Below are 16,340 nucleotides of genomic sequence, written 5' to 3'. Positions count from 1 at the left end.
CGGCGCGCGACGGGGATGTGTGACAGTAGATGATCGAGCGTTGCATCGCCTTTTCGGTTCGCCAGCGTTGGCTCGTCGCGCTGCTGACTCTGCTCGCCTGCCTCATCGGCGCCTGGTCGCTCGATCGCCTGCCGATCGACGCCGTGCCGGACATCACCAATAATCAGGTGCAGATCAACGCCATCGCGCCGGCGCTGTCGCCGACCGAGGTCGAGAAGCAGATCACCTTTCCGATCGAGAACGCGATCGCCGGCATTCCCGGCCTCGAATATACGCGCTCGCTCTCGCGCAACGGCTTCTCGCAGGTGACGGCGGTGTTCGCCGAGAAGCTCGATATTTATTTCGCGCGCCAGCAGGTGAATGAGCGGCTCGCGGAAGCCAAGGAGAATTTCCCGGTCGGCGTCGAGGCGCGCATGGGGCCGATCGCGACGGGCCTCAGCGAAATCTATATGTGGGCGATCCGCTATGCGCCGAAGACGCCGGGCCGCAAATATCTGGACGGCGAGCCGGGCTGGCAGAATGACGGCTTCTATCTGACGCCCGACGGGCAGCTCTTGCACAACGAGCTCGAGCGCGCCGCCTATCTGCGCACGGTGCAGGATTGGATCGTCAAGCCGCAGCTCAAAACCGTGCCCAATATAGCGAGCATCGATTCGCTCGGCGGCTTCGTGAAGCAGTTCGACGTCCGGCCGGATGCGATGAAGCTCTATTCGCTCGGCCTCTCCTTCGGCGATGTGGCGACGGCGCTCGAGCGCAACAATCAGAGCCGCGGCGCCGGCTATATAGAGCGCAATGGCGAAGGCTATGTGGTGCGCAGCGGCGGAAGGCTGGAGACGATCGACGACATAGAGCGCGTCGTCGTCTCGACGCGCAATGGCGTGCCTTTGCGCGTGAAGGACATAGCCGAGGTCGGCGTCGGCCGCGAGATGCGCGTCGGCAGCGCCAGCATGGATGGCGAGGAGGTCGTCATCGGCACGGCGCTGATGCTGATCGGCGGCAATAGCCGTTCGGTCTCCGCCGCCGTCGGCGCCAAGCTCGACGCCATTCGCGCCTCGCTGCCGCCGGGGATAGAGGCGAAGACGATCCTCGACCGCACCGTGCTCGTCGACGCGACGATCCGCACGGTCGCCTCCAATCTCGCGGAGGGCGCGCTGCTGGTCATATTGGTGCTGTTTCTGCTGCTCGGCAATTTCCGCGCGGCGCTCATCACCGCGCTGGTGATTCCCGTCACCATGCTGCTGCTCGCCACCGGCATGGTCTATGGCCGCATCAGCGCCAATCTCATGAGCATGGGCGCGCTGGATTTCGGCCTCATCGCCGATGGCGCGGTGATCGTCGCCGAGAACAGCCTGCGCCATCTCTTCGAGCGCCGCCATGCGCTCGCGCGCGCGCTCTCGCTCGAGGAGCGATTGCAGACGGTCATCGCCTCGGCGGTCGAGATGATCCGCCCGACCGTCTATGGCCAGGCGATCATCATTCTCGTCTATGTGCCTTTGCTGTCCTTCTCGGGCGTCGAAGGCAAAATGTTTCATCCCATGGCGATGACGGTGATTTTGGCGCTCGCCGCGGCCTTCATTCTCTCGCTCACCTTCGTTCCGGCGATGATCGCCATTCTCGTCTCCGGCCGCGTCGAGGAGAGCGAGAACATATTCATCGCCGCGTTGAAGCGCGCCTATCTGCCGCGTCTCCACGGCGCCATCGCCGATCCGCGCAAGCCCATCGCCATCGGCGCCGGCGCTTTTGTGCTGGCCTTGCTGCTCGTTTCGCGCCTCGGTCAGGAGTTCATCCCGACGCTGGACGAGAAGAATCTCGCCATGCAGGCGGGCCGCATTCCGAGCGCCTCGCTCACCCAGTCGCAGGCGATGCAGAATGACGTCGAGAACGCCATCCATCGCGCGGACGAGGTCGCCTATGTCTTCTCCAAGACCGGCACGGCGGAGGCGGCGACCGATCCCATGCCGCCCAATCTCACCGACACTTATATTTTCTTGAAGCCGCGCGAGGAATGGGCCGATCCCAAGCTCCCCAAGGAGGAGCTGATCCGCCGCATAGACGCAAATGTCTCCAAGCTCCCCGGCAATCTCTATGAATTCTCGCAGCCCATTCAGCTGCGCTTCAACGAGCTGCTCGCCGGCGTGCGCGGCGATGTGGCGGTGAAGGTGTTCGGCGAGGATTTCGAGCCCATGCTCAAGGAGGCCGAGCAGATCGCCGGCGTGCTGCGCGGCGTCTCCGGCGCCAAGGATGTGAAGGTCGAGCAGATCGCGGGCCTGCCCTTCCTCGAGATCAAGATCGACAAGACCGAGATCGCCCATCTCGGCCTCAGCGTCGCCGAGGTGCAGGACGTCATCGGCGCGGCGGTGGGCGGCCAGCGCGCCGGCGTCGTCTTCGAGGGCGATCGGCGCTTTCCCATCATCGTGCGGCTGAAGGACGAATTGCGCCGAGACATTCGCGCGCTCGAAAATCTCCCCGTCTCCGTGCGCGGGCATGATACGGGGCAGATGCGCACCGTGCCGCTGAAGCAGGTCGCCGCCTTCTCCTTCCATGAGGGGCCGAACCAGATCTCGCGCGAGAATGGCAAGCGTCGCGTCGTCGTCACCGCCAATGTGCGCGGGCGCGACATCGCCTCCGTCGTCGGCGAGGCGCAGGAGCGCGTGAAGGCGAAAGTCACACTCGCGGCAGGCGATTGGCTCTCCTGGGGCGGGCAGTTCGAAAATCTCGCCGCCGCGCGACAAAAGCTCGTCGTGGTCGTGCCACTGTGCTTCTTCCTCATCTTCCTGCTGCTCTATTCGGCGCTGGGCTCGGCGCGCGACGCGCTCATCGTGTTCAGCGCCGTGCCTCTGGCGCTGTCGGGCGGCGTCGCGGCGCTGTGGCTGCGCGGCATGCCCATGTCGGTTTCCGCGGCCGTCGGCTTCATCGCGCTCTCCGGCGTCGCCGTGCTCAACGGCCTCGTGATGCGCAGCTATATTCTACAGCTGGTGCAGCAGGGGCGCGCGCCGCGCGAGGCCATCGTCGAAGGCGCGATGACGCGTCTGCGTCCGGTGGCGATGACGGCGCTCGTCGCCTCGCTCGGCTTCCTGCCCATGGCCTTTGCGACCGGCACCGGCGCGGAGGTGCAAAAGCCCATCGCCACAGTCGTCATCGGCGGCCTCGTCAGCGCGACCATTCTGACGCTTTTCGTGCTGCCGGCGCTCTATGCGCTGTTCGGCCGCGACGAGGCGGTTCCTGCGCCTGTGGACGATGTGGTCGTCGAGCCGCAGGGCGCCGACGCATGAGACGCGTTTCGTTCCTCGCATTGGGGCTCGCGCTGCTGGCGCCCGCCGCCGCCGCCGGCGAGACGCTCGCCGGCGCGCTGGCGCGCGCCTATGAGCTCAATCCGACGATCAATTCCGCGCGCGCCGGCCAGCGCGCCAATGACGAGAATGTGCCGCGCGCGCTCTCGCAATTCCGCCCGAGCGTGCGGACCGACGCGTTTCTCGGCGTCGAGCGGCGGCGCTCGGTGCAGAAATCTTTCGAATACGACAATGGCAATTATCTCGAGCCCCTCTCGGTCGAGAGCATTCAGAACAATCGCGGCGGCGGCCCGCCGCGCTCCGCCGTGCTCAGCATCGAGCAGCCTTTGTTCGACGGGTTTCGGACGCGCAACGCCGCGCTTTCCGCGCAGACCAATGTGCATGCGGGACGCGAGCGTCTGCGTCTGCTCGAGCAGCGCGTGCTGTTCGAGGCGGTCTCCGTCTATATGAATGTCTCGCGCGACACGGCGGCGCTGCGCCTGCAGCAAAATCACGTCGCCGTGCTCGAGGAGCAATTGCGCCAGACCAAGGAGCGCTATGCGGCCGGCGAGATCACGCCGACCGATATTGCGCAAGCCGAGGCCCGCCTCGCCGCCGGCCGCTCGCAAGCGGCGACGGCGCGCGCGGAATTGGACGCGAGCCTCGCGCGCTATGCGCAGATCATGGGCGCCGAGGCGAAGCGCCTCGCGCCGGCCGAGCCGATTGATCGCCTGCTGCCGAAATCGCGCGAGGCGGCTGAGCGCATCGCGCTCACCGAGCATCCGGTGGTGCGCGCGGCGCAGCATGACGCCGAGGCCGCCGATCTCGACATAAGGGTGATCGAGAGCGATTTTTTGCCGAGCGTCTCCATGGTCGGCAAGGTGTATACGGAGTCCGATATCGACGGTCGCGGCAATCGCGCCCTCGGCGCGCAATTGCTCGGCAAATTATCGGTGCCGATCTATTCCGGCGGCGGGACCTCGGCGCGGCTGCGCCAGGCCAAAGAGACCGCGGGGCAGAAGAAATTCGACGTCGACGCCGCGCGCGCCGAGCTGATGGCGCTGATCCGCGCCAATTGGGGAGGGCTGCAGGCCGCCAAAGCGCAGATCGCCGCCGCCAGCGCGCAGATCGCCGCCGCCGAGCGCGCGCTCCTCGGCGTGCGCGAGGAGGCCAAGGCCGGCAAGCGCACGACGCTGGAGATTTTGAACGCGCAGCAGGAGCTGCTCGGCGCACGTCTGGCGCAGGTCGTCGCGCAGCGCGACCGCGTCGTCGCCTCTTACGCCGTGCTGGCGGCGATGGGCCGATTGTCGGCGCAGCAGCTCGGTCTCGCTGTCGCCGCCTATGATGCTTCCGCGCATTTCGAGGCCGTCAAGGACTCATTGGGCGGAATCGAAACGCCCGGCGGCCGCTGAGAGCGACGCCGGGCGTTTTGAATGCGTGGCGCGGGATGCGAGCCGGAAGGCTCGCGGTCCGGCGCGCGGCCAAGCCATGAACTTTGGACCGCGAGCCTTCAGGCTCGCAAATCCCTTTCCCGTCAGTCGCGGCCGGCGGAGCGACGCTGATCGCTCTCCGCGGCGGCCTTGTCGCCTTCGGCCGCCTTGTCGCCGGCAGGCGCGGCGTTCGCCGTGGCGGGAGCGCCCTCATGGCCGGCGGCGGCCAGCACCGCCTGGCGGAAGGCGCCTTCGACCGAGACGACGAAATTGTAATTCGTCGTGGAATAGGGGCCGATATGCGAGGGATCGTTGCTGCGCCAGCCGACCAGAATGGCGCCGAGCTTGGCGCGCTGATCGCCCGTGAGAACCGCGCCGCCGGAGGCGCCGTCGCCGGTGCCGCAGTCGAATGCGAATTCGCGCGCGCCGCCCTTCAGCTGATTGGTCTGCGCGCGCAGGCGGCAGGCCTCGAAGGACATGGTCTCCGCGTCGCGCCAATCGGAATGGCCGCGCGAGACGAACTCCACCGTCTGCTCGACGGCGAGTTGATCGGCGAGATCATAGGGCTTCACATCGTCGAGCGGCTGCGAGAGCCGCGCCACCGCCCAGTCGTTGACCGCCTTGACCGCATAGGGCTTGGAGGCGCCGGCGACGATCGACGACATATCCACCGCTATGCGGCGCTTCTTGCCCTCGACCTCGGTGACGAATTGGCAGCTGCGCGCGCGCTTGGCGCCGCGCTCGTCGAAGAAGACATGCGCCGCAGTGGTGATGACATTATTGGCGAGGGTGAGCTGCCCGGCGCCATGCGCTCGGCCGCATTGAATGAGGCCGGAGGCGGCGTGCGCCTGTTTCAGCGAGCCGGCGTCGAGCTTTTGATGCGTGGCGTATTGCTCGGCGTTGGCGCGACGCTCGGAGCCGAGCACTAGAACCTTCGTCGGCTCGAGCCGCGCGGCGGCCGAGATCTTCGCCTGCTGAGTGACTCCGGCTTGCGCCGAGGAGGTGGTAAGTGGCGCAGCCGCCAAGCAAAGGGCGGCCGCGAAAAGACGATATTCGACGTTCTTCATCGCGTCCTCTTGTCTTGTTCGAGACTAGGACTATGCGAGGCCGTTGCGGTTCACAAGCTTGGCAGTAAGCAAAAACACGGACTTCGCCGGAATACCTTCGAACCGTCACAGAGTCGCCACGCCCGAACGCGGCCGCCGCGAAATCGCCGTCGTTCATGGCGCGCGACAGGCGCGCCGTCTTGCATTATTCACTCGGGCGACGAAGGCGAGGAGCGTTTCGATGCGAAGGATGATGAGGCGAACGGCTTTCGCGGGGCTCGCCCTTCTCTCCGCCGCGGCGCCGGCAGGCGCGCGCGCGCCCTGGCCGGATGATTTCATCGGCCGTCTCGAGGCGCTGGCGCTGGTCGAGACGCTGAACGCGGAGCTGCTTGCCGGCCGCAGCGCGACTTTGGTGCTGGAGAAATGGTGCGCCGATCATCATATGGCCGCGGAGCCGAAGATCGTCGCCCATGTCGCCGCCGGCGCCGTCGCGCCGCCGAGCGCGGAGCAGCGCGAGCGATTGCAGATCGGCGCCGATGAGCCTGTAAAATATCGCCGCGTCGCGCTCGCCTGCGGCGCGCATACGCTGTCGGAAGCCGATAATTGGTATGTGCCCTCGCGCTTGACGCCGGAGATGAACCGCGCGCTGGAGACGAGCGACACGCCTTTCGGCAAGGTGATCGCGCCGCTGCGGCCGTTCCGCCGCACATTCTCGGTGGAGATGCGCTGGTCGCCCCTGCCCGCCGGCTGGGAAGGCAAGACGCGCGAGACGCTCATGAGAGAGCGGCCGAAGGGAGAAGAGCTCGATGCGCCGCATGCGCTGTTCGAGCATCGCGCCATCGTGCATGGCGGCGACGGCAAGCCGATCTCGGAAGTGCGTGAGACTTACACCAATGAGCTGCTGGATTTCGACGCTGCGGCCGTGCGGGAGCGGTGAGGCGCTCGAGAGAAAGCAGAAACTCGACGCTCGAGACACGGCTTGGCGCGTCGCGCGAGACGAACTATGATCGCCGCATTATTGCGAGGATAGTTCTATGGCGGTTTATCCATCGATCGATAAATTGCTGGCCGGCGTCGATCCGACCGGACCGGGCGGCGGTTTCGACAAAGATGTCGTTCCTTATCTCATAGATGTCTGGCTCGACGACTATGCGCAGGATTTCGACGCTTCGAATATCGTCGAGACGTCATCGTCCGAATTCTCCTATCTCTTCGACATCACCGCTGAACGACTGATCGCCGCCTGGGGCGTCAGCCGCGGACGGCATGGCGGAGCGCGCGACGCGACGCGCATGCGCGGGCATCCTCTGAGCGCGGGCGCGCACTATCACCGGGGGCATGCGATCGCCCATACGCTCGGCGGTCCGACGGACATTAATCTCGTGCCGCAGGCGGCCAATGTGAATGTCGGCGCTTTTCGTCCGCTCGAGCGCCGCGCGGTCGCGACGCCGGGCTCCTTTTACTTCAGCTATTGGAGCTATCGCGGCGCGGCGCCGGCGCGCGACGGCGGAGCCGGCCAGACGCCGACGGGGGTCGATCAGGGTCTGCTGATCCCCGGACAGAAAGCCGATATACGTCAGCACGGCAATTGAGCGTCAGCTGTCCACTTCGTCTTCGCCGAACAATCCGAATTGCGCCGTCGGCTGCGCCGGCTCGGCGAGGCCCAAATGGCGGAAGGCGTGCGGCGTCAGCAGCCGGCCGCGCGGCGTGCGCTGCAAAAAACCCTGTTGCAGCAGGAAGGGCTCGATAATGTCCTCGATCGCGTCGCGCGGCTCGGAGAGCGCGGCGGCGATCGTCTCTATCCCCACCGGGCCGCCGCCGAAATTGACCGCCACCATTTCCAGATAGCGGCGGTCCATCACATCGAGCCCGATGCTGTCGACCTCGAGCAGAGCGAGCGAGCGGTCGGCGAGTTCGCGCGTGATTTGTCCTGCGTTCTCGACGATGGCGAAATCGCGCACGCGGCGCAGGAGCCGCCCGGCGATGCGCGGCGTGCCGCGCGAGCGCCGCGCGATCTCGCGCGCGCCATCCTCGGTCATAGCGACGCCGAGCACGCGCGCGCCGCGCCGCACGATCGATTCCAGCTCTTGCGCCGTATAGAAATTGAGCCGCACCGGAATGCCGAAGCGGTCGCGCAGCGGCGTCGTCAGCAGGCCGGCGCGCGTCGTCGCTCCGACGAGGGTGAATTTGGCGAGATCGATCTTCACCGAGCGCGCCGCCGGGCCCTCGCCGATGATGAGATCGAGCTGGAAATCCTCCATGGCGGGATAGAGGATTTCCTCCACCGCCGGATTGAGCCGGTGAATCTCGTCGATGAAGAGAACGTCGCGCGGCTCGAGATTGGTGAGCTGGGCGGCGAGATCGCCGGCCTTGGCGATGACCGGGCCGGAGGTGGAGCGGAAGTTCACGCCGAGCTCGCGGGCGACGATCTGCGCCAGCGTCGTCTTGCCGAGGCCGGGCGGGCCGACGAACAGCACATGGTCGAGCGCCTCGCCGCGCGTCTTGGCCGCCTCGATGAAGATTTTGAGATTTTTGCGCGCCGCCTCCTGGCCGGTGAAGTCGCCGAGCGAGAGCGGACGCAGCGAGAGGTCCGGATCGTCGTCGCGTTGTTCGGGCGTCACCAGCCGGCGGGGAGGGGTGGTCAAAGAATCGGGCTCCAATTGTGTCGGATGCGCGGGGCAGGGCGTTATGCTAGCCTATCGCCGAGGAGAAAAGCCCGTGAGCCGCCTCTCGTCGCAATATGAGTATATGTCCCTCGACGATTTCGAGGAACTTCTCGCCGACAAGCCCGCCGATGAAAAATGGGAGCTGATCGGCGGCCGCGTCGTGCGCATGATGGTCGGCGCGCGATGGGAGCATAATTACATCATTCAGAACCTCTCGACCGGCCTTCGCGAGAGGCTGCGGGCGAATGGGTCGTCCTGCCGGACCTTGATCGAGAGCTTCCGGCTGCGCGACGCCTCGATGGAATCGTCCATGCTGCCCGATGTGATCGTGCACTGCCGCCCGCTGGACCCCGGCGCGACGTCGCTGAACGACCCGACCGTCCTCGTCGAGGTCATGTCCGAGGGCAGCAAGGCGCGCGATCGTTTCGAGAAATGGGCGGTCTATCAGAAGCTGCCGAGCCTGCGCCATTACGTGCTCGTCGAGCGCGACCGGGCGCATATAGAGACCTTCGACCGCGTGGGCGAGGTCTGGTCAGGCGTGCGCATTCTCGACGGCCTGGAGGCGGAACTCGATCTGCCGGCGATCGGTGTGAGCGTGCCGCTCGCGGAAATCTATCGGGATGTGATCTCTACATGACGGCGCGTTCCTTCTCCCGCCTGCGGGAGAAGGTGGCCCTCGCGTCAGCGAGGGTCGGATGAGGGCCCGCGCCCGTTAGCAACCTTCTCGAAAGCCGCCCATTACGTCCCGCGCCGCCCGAGAACCGCAGCGGCCCTCATCCGACCTCGCTTCGCGAGGCCACCTTCTCCCACAAGTGGGAGAAGGTGCGGGGGCTAGCGCGCGCCCACCCGCCGCCGTGTCTCGATCGTGACCCACACATTCGGGTCCTCCTGCGACTGCCGCTTGACGAAGCGATAGCCGGTCGCCTCCCACGGCTTCACCTCATCGGTGAGATTGTCGAGGATGAAATCGCCGCGGCTCGTTCGCGCGGTCAGAACGGCGTGGCCCTGGTCGTTCTTGTCGCGCACGATCGTCATCAGCAGCGCCTGACGCGGAAAGCCCATTTCGATCAGCAGCCGGCGCTTCTGCAGCGCATAGATCTTGCAGTCGCCCTTGCCGTCGGTCGGATAATCCCAATGATCGGCCATCGTGCCCCAATGCTCGAGATTGGAGAGCGGCTGGATCGAAGCGTTCACCGCGCGATTGATCTCGTTCAACCGCGTCCACGCCTCGCGGGAAAGATCGAGATCGGCCGCGGGCAGGATCGTTTGCCGGCACTCCTGCGGCTGGCGGCCGCAGAAATCCATCCAGCCATAGGGAATGGAGGTGGGCTCGCCGGCGCCGGCGAAGCTCGCACGCGGGATATCGGCCCTGGCGGCGGAGCCGCCGCCGAATTCGGCCTTTGCGGCGGAGGCGCCGAAGACGATGAACGCCAGAGCGAGCGGACTCAAGACGCGAATGAGAAAATAGACCACGCGACCCCCCGAAACCCCGGCGGGAGCCTGCGGAGAGCGCCTCGCCATCGGGAGTGACAATGCGCGCGGGGTTTTGCCCGGCCGCCAATTCGAATGCTCGCATTTTATCGATCGCGCGCTTTTTGCCGCGCCGTTGACCCTCGCCCGGTCGGCGCAATCTGAGAGGAGCGGTCGCCTTCCCCTTAGAGCGCGTTCCAATCGAACGGAATCGTTCGATCGATCAGAATTCGCTCCAATGAAAGAAAGCGAGAGCGCCATCCGATCCTACTGGATCGGATGGCGCTCTAAGTCCCAGCGGAGAAAGAACCACATGGCCACTGCATCGAAGCGCGAGACGCTCGCGAGACGCCCGGTCCCCTCCTTTGGCAATCCCGACCTTCCGCCCCAGGGCGCGATCAACGCCCAGAACAAGGCGAGCCTCACCGATCCCGGCCCGCGCAGCGAGGCGATCGGCGGGCAATTCCCTTCGGCGCAGCTTCCGCCTCCCACCGACGTCAGCGACATGCCCATGTTCTGGGCCTCGTTCAACAATGCCCCCAAGCGCGTGCAGAACGGCGGCTGGGCGCGGCAGGTGACGCAATATGATTTCGCCATCGCCGAGGAGATTTCCGGCGTCGATATGCGGCTCACCGCCGGCGGGATAAGGGAGATGCATTGGCACCTCGCCGCCGAATGGGGCTATGTCTCCTATGGCTCCTGCCGCGTCACCGTGCTCGACGATCAGGGCCGCGCCTATGTCTCCGATGTGAAGGAGGGGGACATATGGTATTTCCCGGCCGGCCAGCCGCATTCGCTGCAGGGGCTGGGGCCGGACGGCTGCGAGTTCCTGCTCTGTTTCGACGACGGAAAAGCCACCGAATACAATACACTGCTCGTGACCGACTGGATCGCGCACACGCCGCCGGAGATTCTGGCCGCCAATTTCGGCCTACCGGCCGAGACCTTCGCCAATATCCCGCTGAATCAGCTCTATATTTTCCAAGGGGAGGTTCCCGGCCCCCTGGCCGCCGATCAGGCATCCGCCGCGGGAGCGGAGGGGGCGCCGCCCTATCCCTATACGTTTTCCCTGAAAGCGAGCGCGGCCGCCAAGCAGACGAAGGGCGGCGAGGTGCGCGTCGCCGACAGCGACAATTTCAAAGTCTCCTCGACCATCGCCGCGGCGCTGGTCACGCTCGCGCCCGGCGCGCTGCGCGAGATGCATTGGCATCCCAATGGCGACGAATGGCAATATTGGATCAAAGGCCATGGCCGCATGACCCTCTTCGACGCCGGGCCCAAGGCCGTGACCCAGGATTTCCACGCCGGCGACATCGGCTATGTGAAGCGCGCGCATGGGCATTACGTGCAGAATGTCGGCGATGGCGAACTGCAATTCCTGGAGGTGTTCCGCGCCGCGCATTTCCGCGACGTCTCGCTCGTCGATTGGCTGACCCATACGCCGCCGGCCATGGTCGCCCAGCATCTGAACATAGACGAGGCGACGATCGCCAAATTCCCACGCGGCAAGCCGATCGTCATGCCCTGAGATCGCGGGTATCATAATACCTATTGCGGCTATAGCCGGGAAATGCTGGGGTTTGGGGCGCTCGCGGGCGCCCGATTCCGTTTGACAGGGAGGCGCGGCTCGCTTATCACGCCCCATCCCACGGGCGTGGACCCGAGAAGAACGGAAATAGCTCTCCCATGTTTGGCAAGACCTATTCGGCGAAGGCCGCCGAAGTGCAGAAGAAATGGGTGCTGATCGACGCCAAGGGGCTCGTCGTCGGTCGCCTCGCCAGCCTGATTGCGCTGCGTCTGCGCGGCAAGCACAAGGCGACTTTCACCCCCCATGTCGACGATGGCGACAACATCATCGTCGTGAACGCCGACAAGGTGATCCTGACCGGCCGCAAGCGCGAGCAGAAGGTCTATTATCACCATACGGGCTTCCCGGGCGGCATCAAGGAGCGCTCGGCCAAGTTCATCCTCGACGGGCGTTTCCCGGAGCGCGTCGTCGAGAAGGCGGTGCAGCGCATGCTGCCGCGCGGCCCGCTCGGCCGCAAGCAGCTCGGCAATCTGCGCGTCTACAAGGGGCCGGAGCATCCGCATGTCGCGCAGACCCCGGAGCCGCTCGACGTCGCCGCCCTCAATTCCAAGAATGCCCGCAACGGCAAGAACGCTAAGAGCGCCTGACCATGGCCGAGACCACGCTTTCCTCTCTCTCCGAGCTCAATCAGGCGACGGTCGCGGCAGCTTCCGACGCGCCGAAATATGAGCAGAAGCTCGACAAATACGGCCGCGCCTACGCCACCGGCAAGCGCAAGAACGCCGTCGCCCGCGTGTGGATCAAGCCCGGCACCGGCAAGATCACCGTGAACGGCCGCGACATCACCGTCTATTTCGCGCGTCCGGTGCTGCGCATGATCCTTCAGCAGCCGCTCGGCGTCGCCAATCGCGTCGGCCAATACGACCTTGTCGTCACGGTCGCCGGCGGCGGCCTCTCCGGCCAGGCCGGCGCGGTGCGTCATGGTCTTGCAAAGGCGCTCACCCATTATGAGCCCGAGCTCCGCAGCGCGCTGAAGCGCGAGGGCTTCTTGACCCGCGATTCGCGCGTGGTCGAGCGTAAGAAATACGGCAAGCGCAAAGCCCGCCGCAGCTTCCAGTTCTCGAAGCGCTGATTATCTCTCGATCGGCGATACGACGACAACGAAGGGCGGCGCGAGCCGCCCTTTTTATTTGTCTCCTCGGGGATCGGAACGAAGACCAATGGCGAAAATCTTCATCGACGGCGACGCCGGCACCACGGGCCTGGAAATTCGCGAGAAGCTCGCGGGCGAAAAGACTATCGAGCTCGTCTCCATCGCGCCGGAATTGCGCAAGGAGGTCTCCGCCAAGCGCGACATTCTCGCGCGCGTCGATGTCGCTATCCTCTGTCTGCCGGACGCCGCCGCCAAGGAGACGGTCGCGCTCGCCGATGAATTGGGAGAGGCTGGTCCGCGCATTCTCGACGCTTCGACAGCGCATCGCGTCGCGCCCGGTTGGACCTATGGTTTTCCCGAGCTCTGCTCCGGTCAGGCGGAGGCGATCCGCAAGGCGCGTCGCGTCGCCAATCCCGGCTGCTACGCCACGGGCGCGATCGCGCTGCTGCGGCCGCTCGTCGATGCGGGGCTGATCGCGCCCGAGCAGAAGCTCGCGATCAACGCCGTCTCCGGCTATTCCGGCGGCGGCAAGCAGATGATCGAGGCTTACGAGAAAGGCGAGGCGCCGGCTTTCGAGCTTTATGGCCTTTCGCTCGAGCACAAGCATTTGCCGGAGATCGCCGCCTATTCGCGCCTTATTTCGGCGCCCTTGTTCGCGCCTTCGGTCGGCAATTTTCGACAGGGCATGCTGGTCTCGATTCCGCTCTCGCTCGACGCGCTCGCTGCGCGGCCGCGCGCGGTCGATCTCGAGGCGGCGCTGGCGCGTCACTATGCCGGCGCGACGCATGTGCGCGTCATGCCGGCGCCGAAGTCGGGACGGCTCGATCCGCTCGCCTTGAACGGAACCAATGATCTCGAAATCTTCGTCTTCGCGCATGAGGAGCGCAGACAAGCGCTGCTCGTCGCGCGGCTCGACAATCTCGGCAAAGGCGCCTCCGGCGCCGCCGTGCAGAATCTGTCGCTGATGCTGTCGGAGCGCGTGAGCTGACTTCATCCGACCGCGCCGAATGATAGGCGCAGTTTCGAATGTTCGACGTCAGTCGTCGTCTGCCGCGGTCTCGGCCGTGCGCAGGCGACGCGCATGCAGCGTCGCCACAGCCAGCACGCCCATCGCCAGCGCCTGATGCGCGAGCCCGGCCCACAGCGGCACGACGAGCAGAAGCGTCGCAATGCCGAGCACGACTTGCGCGCTCACATGGCCGAACAAAAGCCCGGCGCCGCGCGCGGCGCGGCCGCCCGTCGCGGCGGCGGCGTCGATGAAATGAAACAATGACAGCGCGAGCAGCGCGTAAGCGATCATGCGATGGTCGAATTGCACGAGCGCGACATTGTCGACGAGATTGCTCCACCAGGGCGAGAGCCGCAGCAGCTCATCCGAGGGTGGAATGAAACTGTCGTCCATCAGCGGCCATGTGTTGTAGGCGTAGCCGGCGCGAAGCCCCGCGACCAGCGCGCCGGCGCCGACCTGCACGAAGACGAGGACGAGCAGCAAAGTCGCAAAGACGGAGAGACGCCGGCGCCCGCTCGCGACGATGATGCGCGTCCCATAGCCGAGCCCGCCCGCGACCCACAGACATGCGGAGAAGATGAAGGCGGCGAGCAGCAGATGAATGGCGAGCCGCTCCTGCGCCACCTCGACGCGATTGACGAGGCCCGAGGACACCATCCACCAGCCGACGCCGCCCTGCAGCGCGCCCAGCGCCAATATGCCGACGAGCTTCGGCTTGACGCTCTTGGGCAGGCATCCGCGCAGCCAGAACCAGGCGAGCGGCAGAGCGAAAGCGAAGCCGATGACGCGGCCGAGCAGACGATGGCTCCATTCCCAGGCGAAGATCGTTTTGAACTGCGCGAGGTCCATGTTCGGAAACATCTCGCGATACTGCGGGATTTTCTTGTAATCCTCGAAGGCGGCGGCCCATTGCGCCTCGGAGAGCGGGGGAAGAACGCCCGTTACCGGCTTCCATTCGGTGATGGAGAGGCCCGATTCGGTGAGCCGCGTCGCGCCGCCCACCACCACCATGGCGAAGACGAGCGCGGCGATGATCCACAGCCACAAGCGCACATCGGTGGCGCTCTCCTCGCTCGGCGGCGCGACGATGGCGGGCGTTTGAGCAGGAAACTGGATCCAGTCGGTCATGGGCGCGGCTCGAGGTGAGAGGCTCTAGAGCGCTTTCCGATCGAACGGAATCGTTCGATCGATCAGAATTCGCTCCAATGAAAGAAAGCTAGAGCACGATCCGATCCGATCGGATCGTGCTCTAGCGAGCCAATTAAGGGGAGCCGCGCGCCCTTGTCCACGGGGCTGCGGAGCGGAAACGGCGGCGGCGTGAAAATTCCGGCTGAAAAACGCCACGTCAGGGAGGAAAATAGCAGCGCGCGAATCGTCGCGCGGGCAGGGAGCGGAGCTAAAGACTTTGACCGGCAAGACCGAGACCGGCAAGACCGACGGCGCCTTCCGCACGATCGGCGAGGTCGCGGAGAGCCTCGACCTTCCGCCGCATGTGCTGCGCTTCTGGGAGACGCGCTTCTCCGAGATCGAGCCGGTCAAGCGCGCCGGCGGGCGGCGCTATTATCGGCCGCGCGATGTCGAGCTGGTCGCGGCGATCCGCCATCTGCTCTATGGGCGCGGCTATACGATCAAAGGCGTGCAGCGCCTGTTGCGCGAGCAGGGCGTGCGCGCGGTGATCGAGAGCGCCCGCGGCCCGGGCGCCGGCCTCGAGCGCGCAGAGCGCGACACGGATTTCGACGAGCGCGAGCTGCCGGCGGCCGAGGTCTCGCTTTTCTCCTATGTCGATTCGCCGACGCCAGAGGCGCGGGGACAAGCTCCGGCCTATCTGCGCGAGATCGCGGAGGAGGGGGAGGCGCGGGAGCCGGCCACATCACTGGTCGCGCTCGCTCCGCGCGAGCCGCCGCCCATGCTGACGCTGCCCGCCGTGCGGCTCTCGGAGGCTCCGGCCGTGGGTCTGCGCCCGCAGGACGAGCGGCTTCTGCGGCAGGCGCTGGCCGATCTCGCCGAATGTCACCGCATGTTGGAGCTGACGCGGCGGTGAATTCCTCGCTTCTTCTGTGTGCTGATGCGTTGCCAGCGGCTTCGGCGGCCTCTATAAGAGCGGCCATCGGAGTGTAGCGCAGCCCGGTTAGCGCACTTGTCTGGGGGACAAGGGGTCGTGGGTTCGAATCCCGCCACTCCGACCATTGCTCATCTCGAGCATGTGACTTTCGAGAGTATGAGTGGATAGAGGCCAGCTCGGTCTCCCGAATCGTCCCCCGCCGTCAATCGAAAGTGAGCGCGCGTCGGCGCATGTCGGTCGGCCATATAAGGCAATCCGATGCATCTCGTGTCTACGATATCCTGTCCATTCTGCGGCCATAAATCCGCTGAAACGATGCCGGCGGACGCTTGCGTTGTCTTCTACGAATGCCAGAAGTGCAAGGCGACGCTGCGGCCAAAGGCCGGCGATTGCTGCGTATTTTGCTCTTACGGCGACGCGCCGTGCCCTCCGATTCAGAGATCGACAGAAAGTGCGGATAACGATCCGTGCTGTTCTCGCGGATAGCGCGCGATCGGCGCCGGTCGCAGGGGCCGCTCGACTCGACCGAGCGCACATGTTTGTCGACGATGGGCTCGTCGACGAGCGCCTGCTGCGTTTCTGCTGGTCGCCATTCCGGCAAGCAGGTCGGCGGTCCCGTCGCTTCCCGATCACTCCCCTACGCCGAGAGCCGAGATGGCGAGCGCGGGCCTGTGGGCGGTTCACGCTCGAGCCAGGAGCCCGCGACG

The 16,340-nt window shown here is 65.7% G+C and carries 15 protein-coding genes and 1 tRNA gene; 12 read left to right on the top strand and 4 right to left on the bottom strand.

All coding sequences use genetic code 11. From position 1 onward, the window contains the following. The first annotated feature begins 29 nt into the window (after positions 1-29). Positions 30-3,272 (top strand): efflux RND transporter permease subunit, encoded by a 3,243-nt coding sequence (locus AC6IY7_RS01375; RefSeq protein ID WP_497781193.1) that lies wholly within the window; start codon positions 30-32, stop codon positions 3,270-3,272. After that, complete coding sequence (locus AC6IY7_RS01370) at positions 3,269-4,681, top strand: TolC family outer membrane protein (RefSeq protein WP_497781191.1); 1,413 nt, start codon at positions 3,269-3,271, stop codon at positions 4,679-4,681. The genes AC6IY7_RS01375 and AC6IY7_RS01370 overlap by 4 nt, the downstream gene beginning before the upstream one ends. A gap of 122 nt (positions 4,682-4,803) precedes the next feature. Here the strand turns inward: AC6IY7_RS01370 and AC6IY7_RS01365 are convergent, their stop codons facing one another. Continuing rightward, a complete protein-coding gene (locus AC6IY7_RS01365) occupies positions 4,804-5,766 on the bottom strand; it encodes a trypsin-like peptidase domain-containing protein (RefSeq protein WP_497781190.1) in 963 nt (320 codons plus the stop codon). 220 nt (positions 5,767-5,986) lie between these two features. Here AC6IY7_RS01365 and AC6IY7_RS01360 point away from each other — a divergent pair, with 220 nt between their 5' ends. Both AC6IY7_RS01360 and AC6IY7_RS01355 read left to right on the top strand, forming a co-directional pair. Beyond that, the gene (locus AC6IY7_RS01360; RefSeq protein WP_497781189.1) at positions 5,987-6,682 is read left to right on the top strand and encodes a hypothetical protein; all 696 of its coding nucleotides are present in this window, start codon (positions 5,987-5,989) and stop codon (positions 6,680-6,682) included. A 97-nt stretch (positions 6,683-6,779) separates the two neighbouring features. After that, positions 6,780-7,337, top strand: coding sequence for a DNA/RNA non-specific endonuclease (locus tag AC6IY7_RS01355; RefSeq protein WP_497781188.1), 558 nt, complete (start codon positions 6,780-6,782; stop codon positions 7,335-7,337). Between the two features lie 3 nt (positions 7,338-7,340). On the opposite strand, the gene ruvB is transcribed toward AC6IY7_RS01355, so the two are convergent. After that, positions 7,341-8,390 (bottom strand): Holliday junction branch migration DNA helicase RuvB, encoded by a 1,050-nt coding sequence (gene ruvB, locus AC6IY7_RS01350; RefSeq protein ID WP_497781187.1) that lies wholly within the window; start codon positions 8,388-8,390, stop codon positions 7,341-7,343. A gap of 73 nt (positions 8,391-8,463) precedes the next feature. Here ruvB and AC6IY7_RS01345 point away from each other — a divergent pair, with 73 nt between their 5' ends. Then, on the top strand, positions 8,464-9,048 hold the full coding sequence (locus tag AC6IY7_RS01345; protein ID WP_497781186.1) for a Uma2 family endonuclease: 585 nt from the start codon (positions 8,464-8,466) through the stop codon (positions 9,046-9,048). A 194-nt stretch (positions 9,049-9,242) separates the two neighbouring features. Here AC6IY7_RS01345 and AC6IY7_RS01340 read toward each other — a convergent pair whose 3' ends face one another. Next, entirely contained in the window at positions 9,243-9,884 is a 642-nt protein-coding gene (locus AC6IY7_RS01340; RefSeq protein ID WP_497781185.1) for a transglutaminase-like cysteine peptidase, read from the bottom strand. Between the two features lie 310 nt (positions 9,885-10,194). Here AC6IY7_RS01340 and AC6IY7_RS01335 point away from each other — a divergent pair, with 310 nt between their 5' ends. The 4 genes from AC6IY7_RS01335 (at position 10,195) to argC (ending at position 13,550) form a co-directional block, all read left to right on the top strand. After that, a complete protein-coding gene (locus tag AC6IY7_RS01335; protein WP_497781183.1) occupies positions 10,195-11,409 on the top strand; it encodes a cupin domain-containing protein in 1,215 nt (404 codons plus the stop codon). Positions 11,410-11,567: 158 nt separating this feature from the next. Beyond that, positions 11,568-12,056 (top strand): 50S ribosomal protein L13, encoded by a 489-nt coding sequence (rplM, locus tag AC6IY7_RS01330; RefSeq protein ID WP_331937283.1) that lies wholly within the window; start codon positions 11,568-11,570, stop codon positions 12,054-12,056. A 2-nt stretch (positions 12,057-12,058) separates the two neighbouring features. Continuing rightward, positions 12,059-12,541: a 30S ribosomal protein S9 gene (rpsI, locus tag AC6IY7_RS01325; RefSeq protein WP_497781182.1), complete on the top strand. Its 483-nt coding sequence runs from the start codon at positions 12,059-12,061 to the stop codon at positions 12,539-12,541. 88 nt (positions 12,542-12,629) lie between these two features. After that, positions 12,630-13,550, top strand: coding sequence for an N-acetyl-gamma-glutamyl-phosphate reductase (argC, locus tag AC6IY7_RS01320; RefSeq protein ID WP_497781180.1), 921 nt, complete (start codon positions 12,630-12,632; stop codon positions 13,548-13,550). Between the two features lie 48 nt (positions 13,551-13,598). Here argC and AC6IY7_RS01315 read toward each other — a convergent pair whose 3' ends face one another. Further along, entirely contained in the window at positions 13,599-14,699 is a 1,101-nt protein-coding gene (locus tag AC6IY7_RS01315; RefSeq protein ID WP_497781178.1) for a COX15/CtaA family protein, read from the bottom strand. Between the two features lie 277 nt (positions 14,700-14,976). Here AC6IY7_RS01315 and AC6IY7_RS01310 point away from each other — a divergent pair, with 277 nt between their 5' ends. The 3 genes from AC6IY7_RS01310 (at position 14,977) to AC6IY7_RS01300 (ending at position 16,119) form a co-directional block, all read left to right on the top strand. Next, a complete protein-coding gene (locus tag AC6IY7_RS01310; protein WP_497781177.1) occupies positions 14,977-15,612 on the top strand; it encodes a MerR family transcriptional regulator in 636 nt (211 codons plus the stop codon). Between the two features lie 67 nt (positions 15,613-15,679). Next, positions 15,680-15,757 (top strand) — tRNA-Pro (locus AC6IY7_RS01305). Between the two features lie 134 nt (positions 15,758-15,891). Continuing rightward, the gene (locus tag AC6IY7_RS01300; protein ID WP_497781176.1) at positions 15,892-16,119 is read left to right on the top strand and encodes a GDCCVxC domain-containing (seleno)protein; all 228 of its coding nucleotides are present in this window, start codon (positions 15,892-15,894) and stop codon (positions 16,117-16,119) included. The last annotated feature ends 221 nt before the right edge of the window (positions 16,120-16,340 follow it).

This window comes from Methylosinus sp. is20ea (assembly GCF_059718135.1).
The sequence above is the reverse complement of the archived record's forward strand: the minus strand, read 5'-3'. Positions and strand labels throughout refer to the sequence as shown.

What these genes read in the sequence shown, in the direction of transcription:
- AC6IY7_RS01365 (WP_497781190.1), bottom strand. Translation starts at nt 5,766, where the DNA reads ATGAAGAACGTCGAATATCGTCTTTTCGCGGCCGCCCTTTGCTTGGCG.
- argC (WP_497781180.1), top strand. Translation starts at nt 12,630, where the DNA reads ATGGCGAAAATCTTCATCGACGGCGACGCCGGCACCACGGGCCTGGAA.
- AC6IY7_RS01300 (WP_497781176.1), top strand. Translation starts at nt 15,892, where the DNA reads ATGCATCTCGTGTCTACGATATCCTGTCCATTCTGCGGCCATAAATCC.
- rpsI (WP_497781182.1), top strand. Translation starts at nt 12,059, where the DNA reads ATGGCCGAGACCACGCTTTCCTCTCTCTCCGAGCTCAATCAGGCGACG.
- AC6IY7_RS01370 (WP_497781191.1), top strand. Translation starts at nt 3,269, where the DNA reads ATGAGACGCGTTTCGTTCCTCGCATTGGGGCTCGCGCTGCTGGCGCCC.
- AC6IY7_RS01315 (WP_497781178.1), bottom strand. Translation starts at nt 14,699, where the DNA reads ATGACCGACTGGATCCAGTTTCCTGCTCAAACGCCCGCCATCGTCGCG.
- AC6IY7_RS01375 (WP_497781193.1), top strand. Translation starts at nt 30, where the DNA reads ATGATCGAGCGTTGCATCGCCTTTTCGGTTCGCCAGCGTTGGCTCGTC.
- AC6IY7_RS01335 (WP_497781183.1), top strand. Translation starts at nt 10,195, where the DNA reads ATGGCCACTGCATCGAAGCGCGAGACGCTCGCGAGACGCCCGGTCCCC.
- rplM (WP_331937283.1), top strand. Translation starts at nt 11,568, where the DNA reads ATGTTTGGCAAGACCTATTCGGCGAAGGCCGCCGAAGTGCAGAAGAAA.
- AC6IY7_RS01360 (WP_497781189.1), top strand. Translation starts at nt 5,987, where the DNA reads ATGCGAAGGATGATGAGGCGAACGGCTTTCGCGGGGCTCGCCCTTCTC.
- AC6IY7_RS01355 (WP_497781188.1), top strand. Translation starts at nt 6,780, where the DNA reads ATGGCGGTTTATCCATCGATCGATAAATTGCTGGCCGGCGTCGATCCG.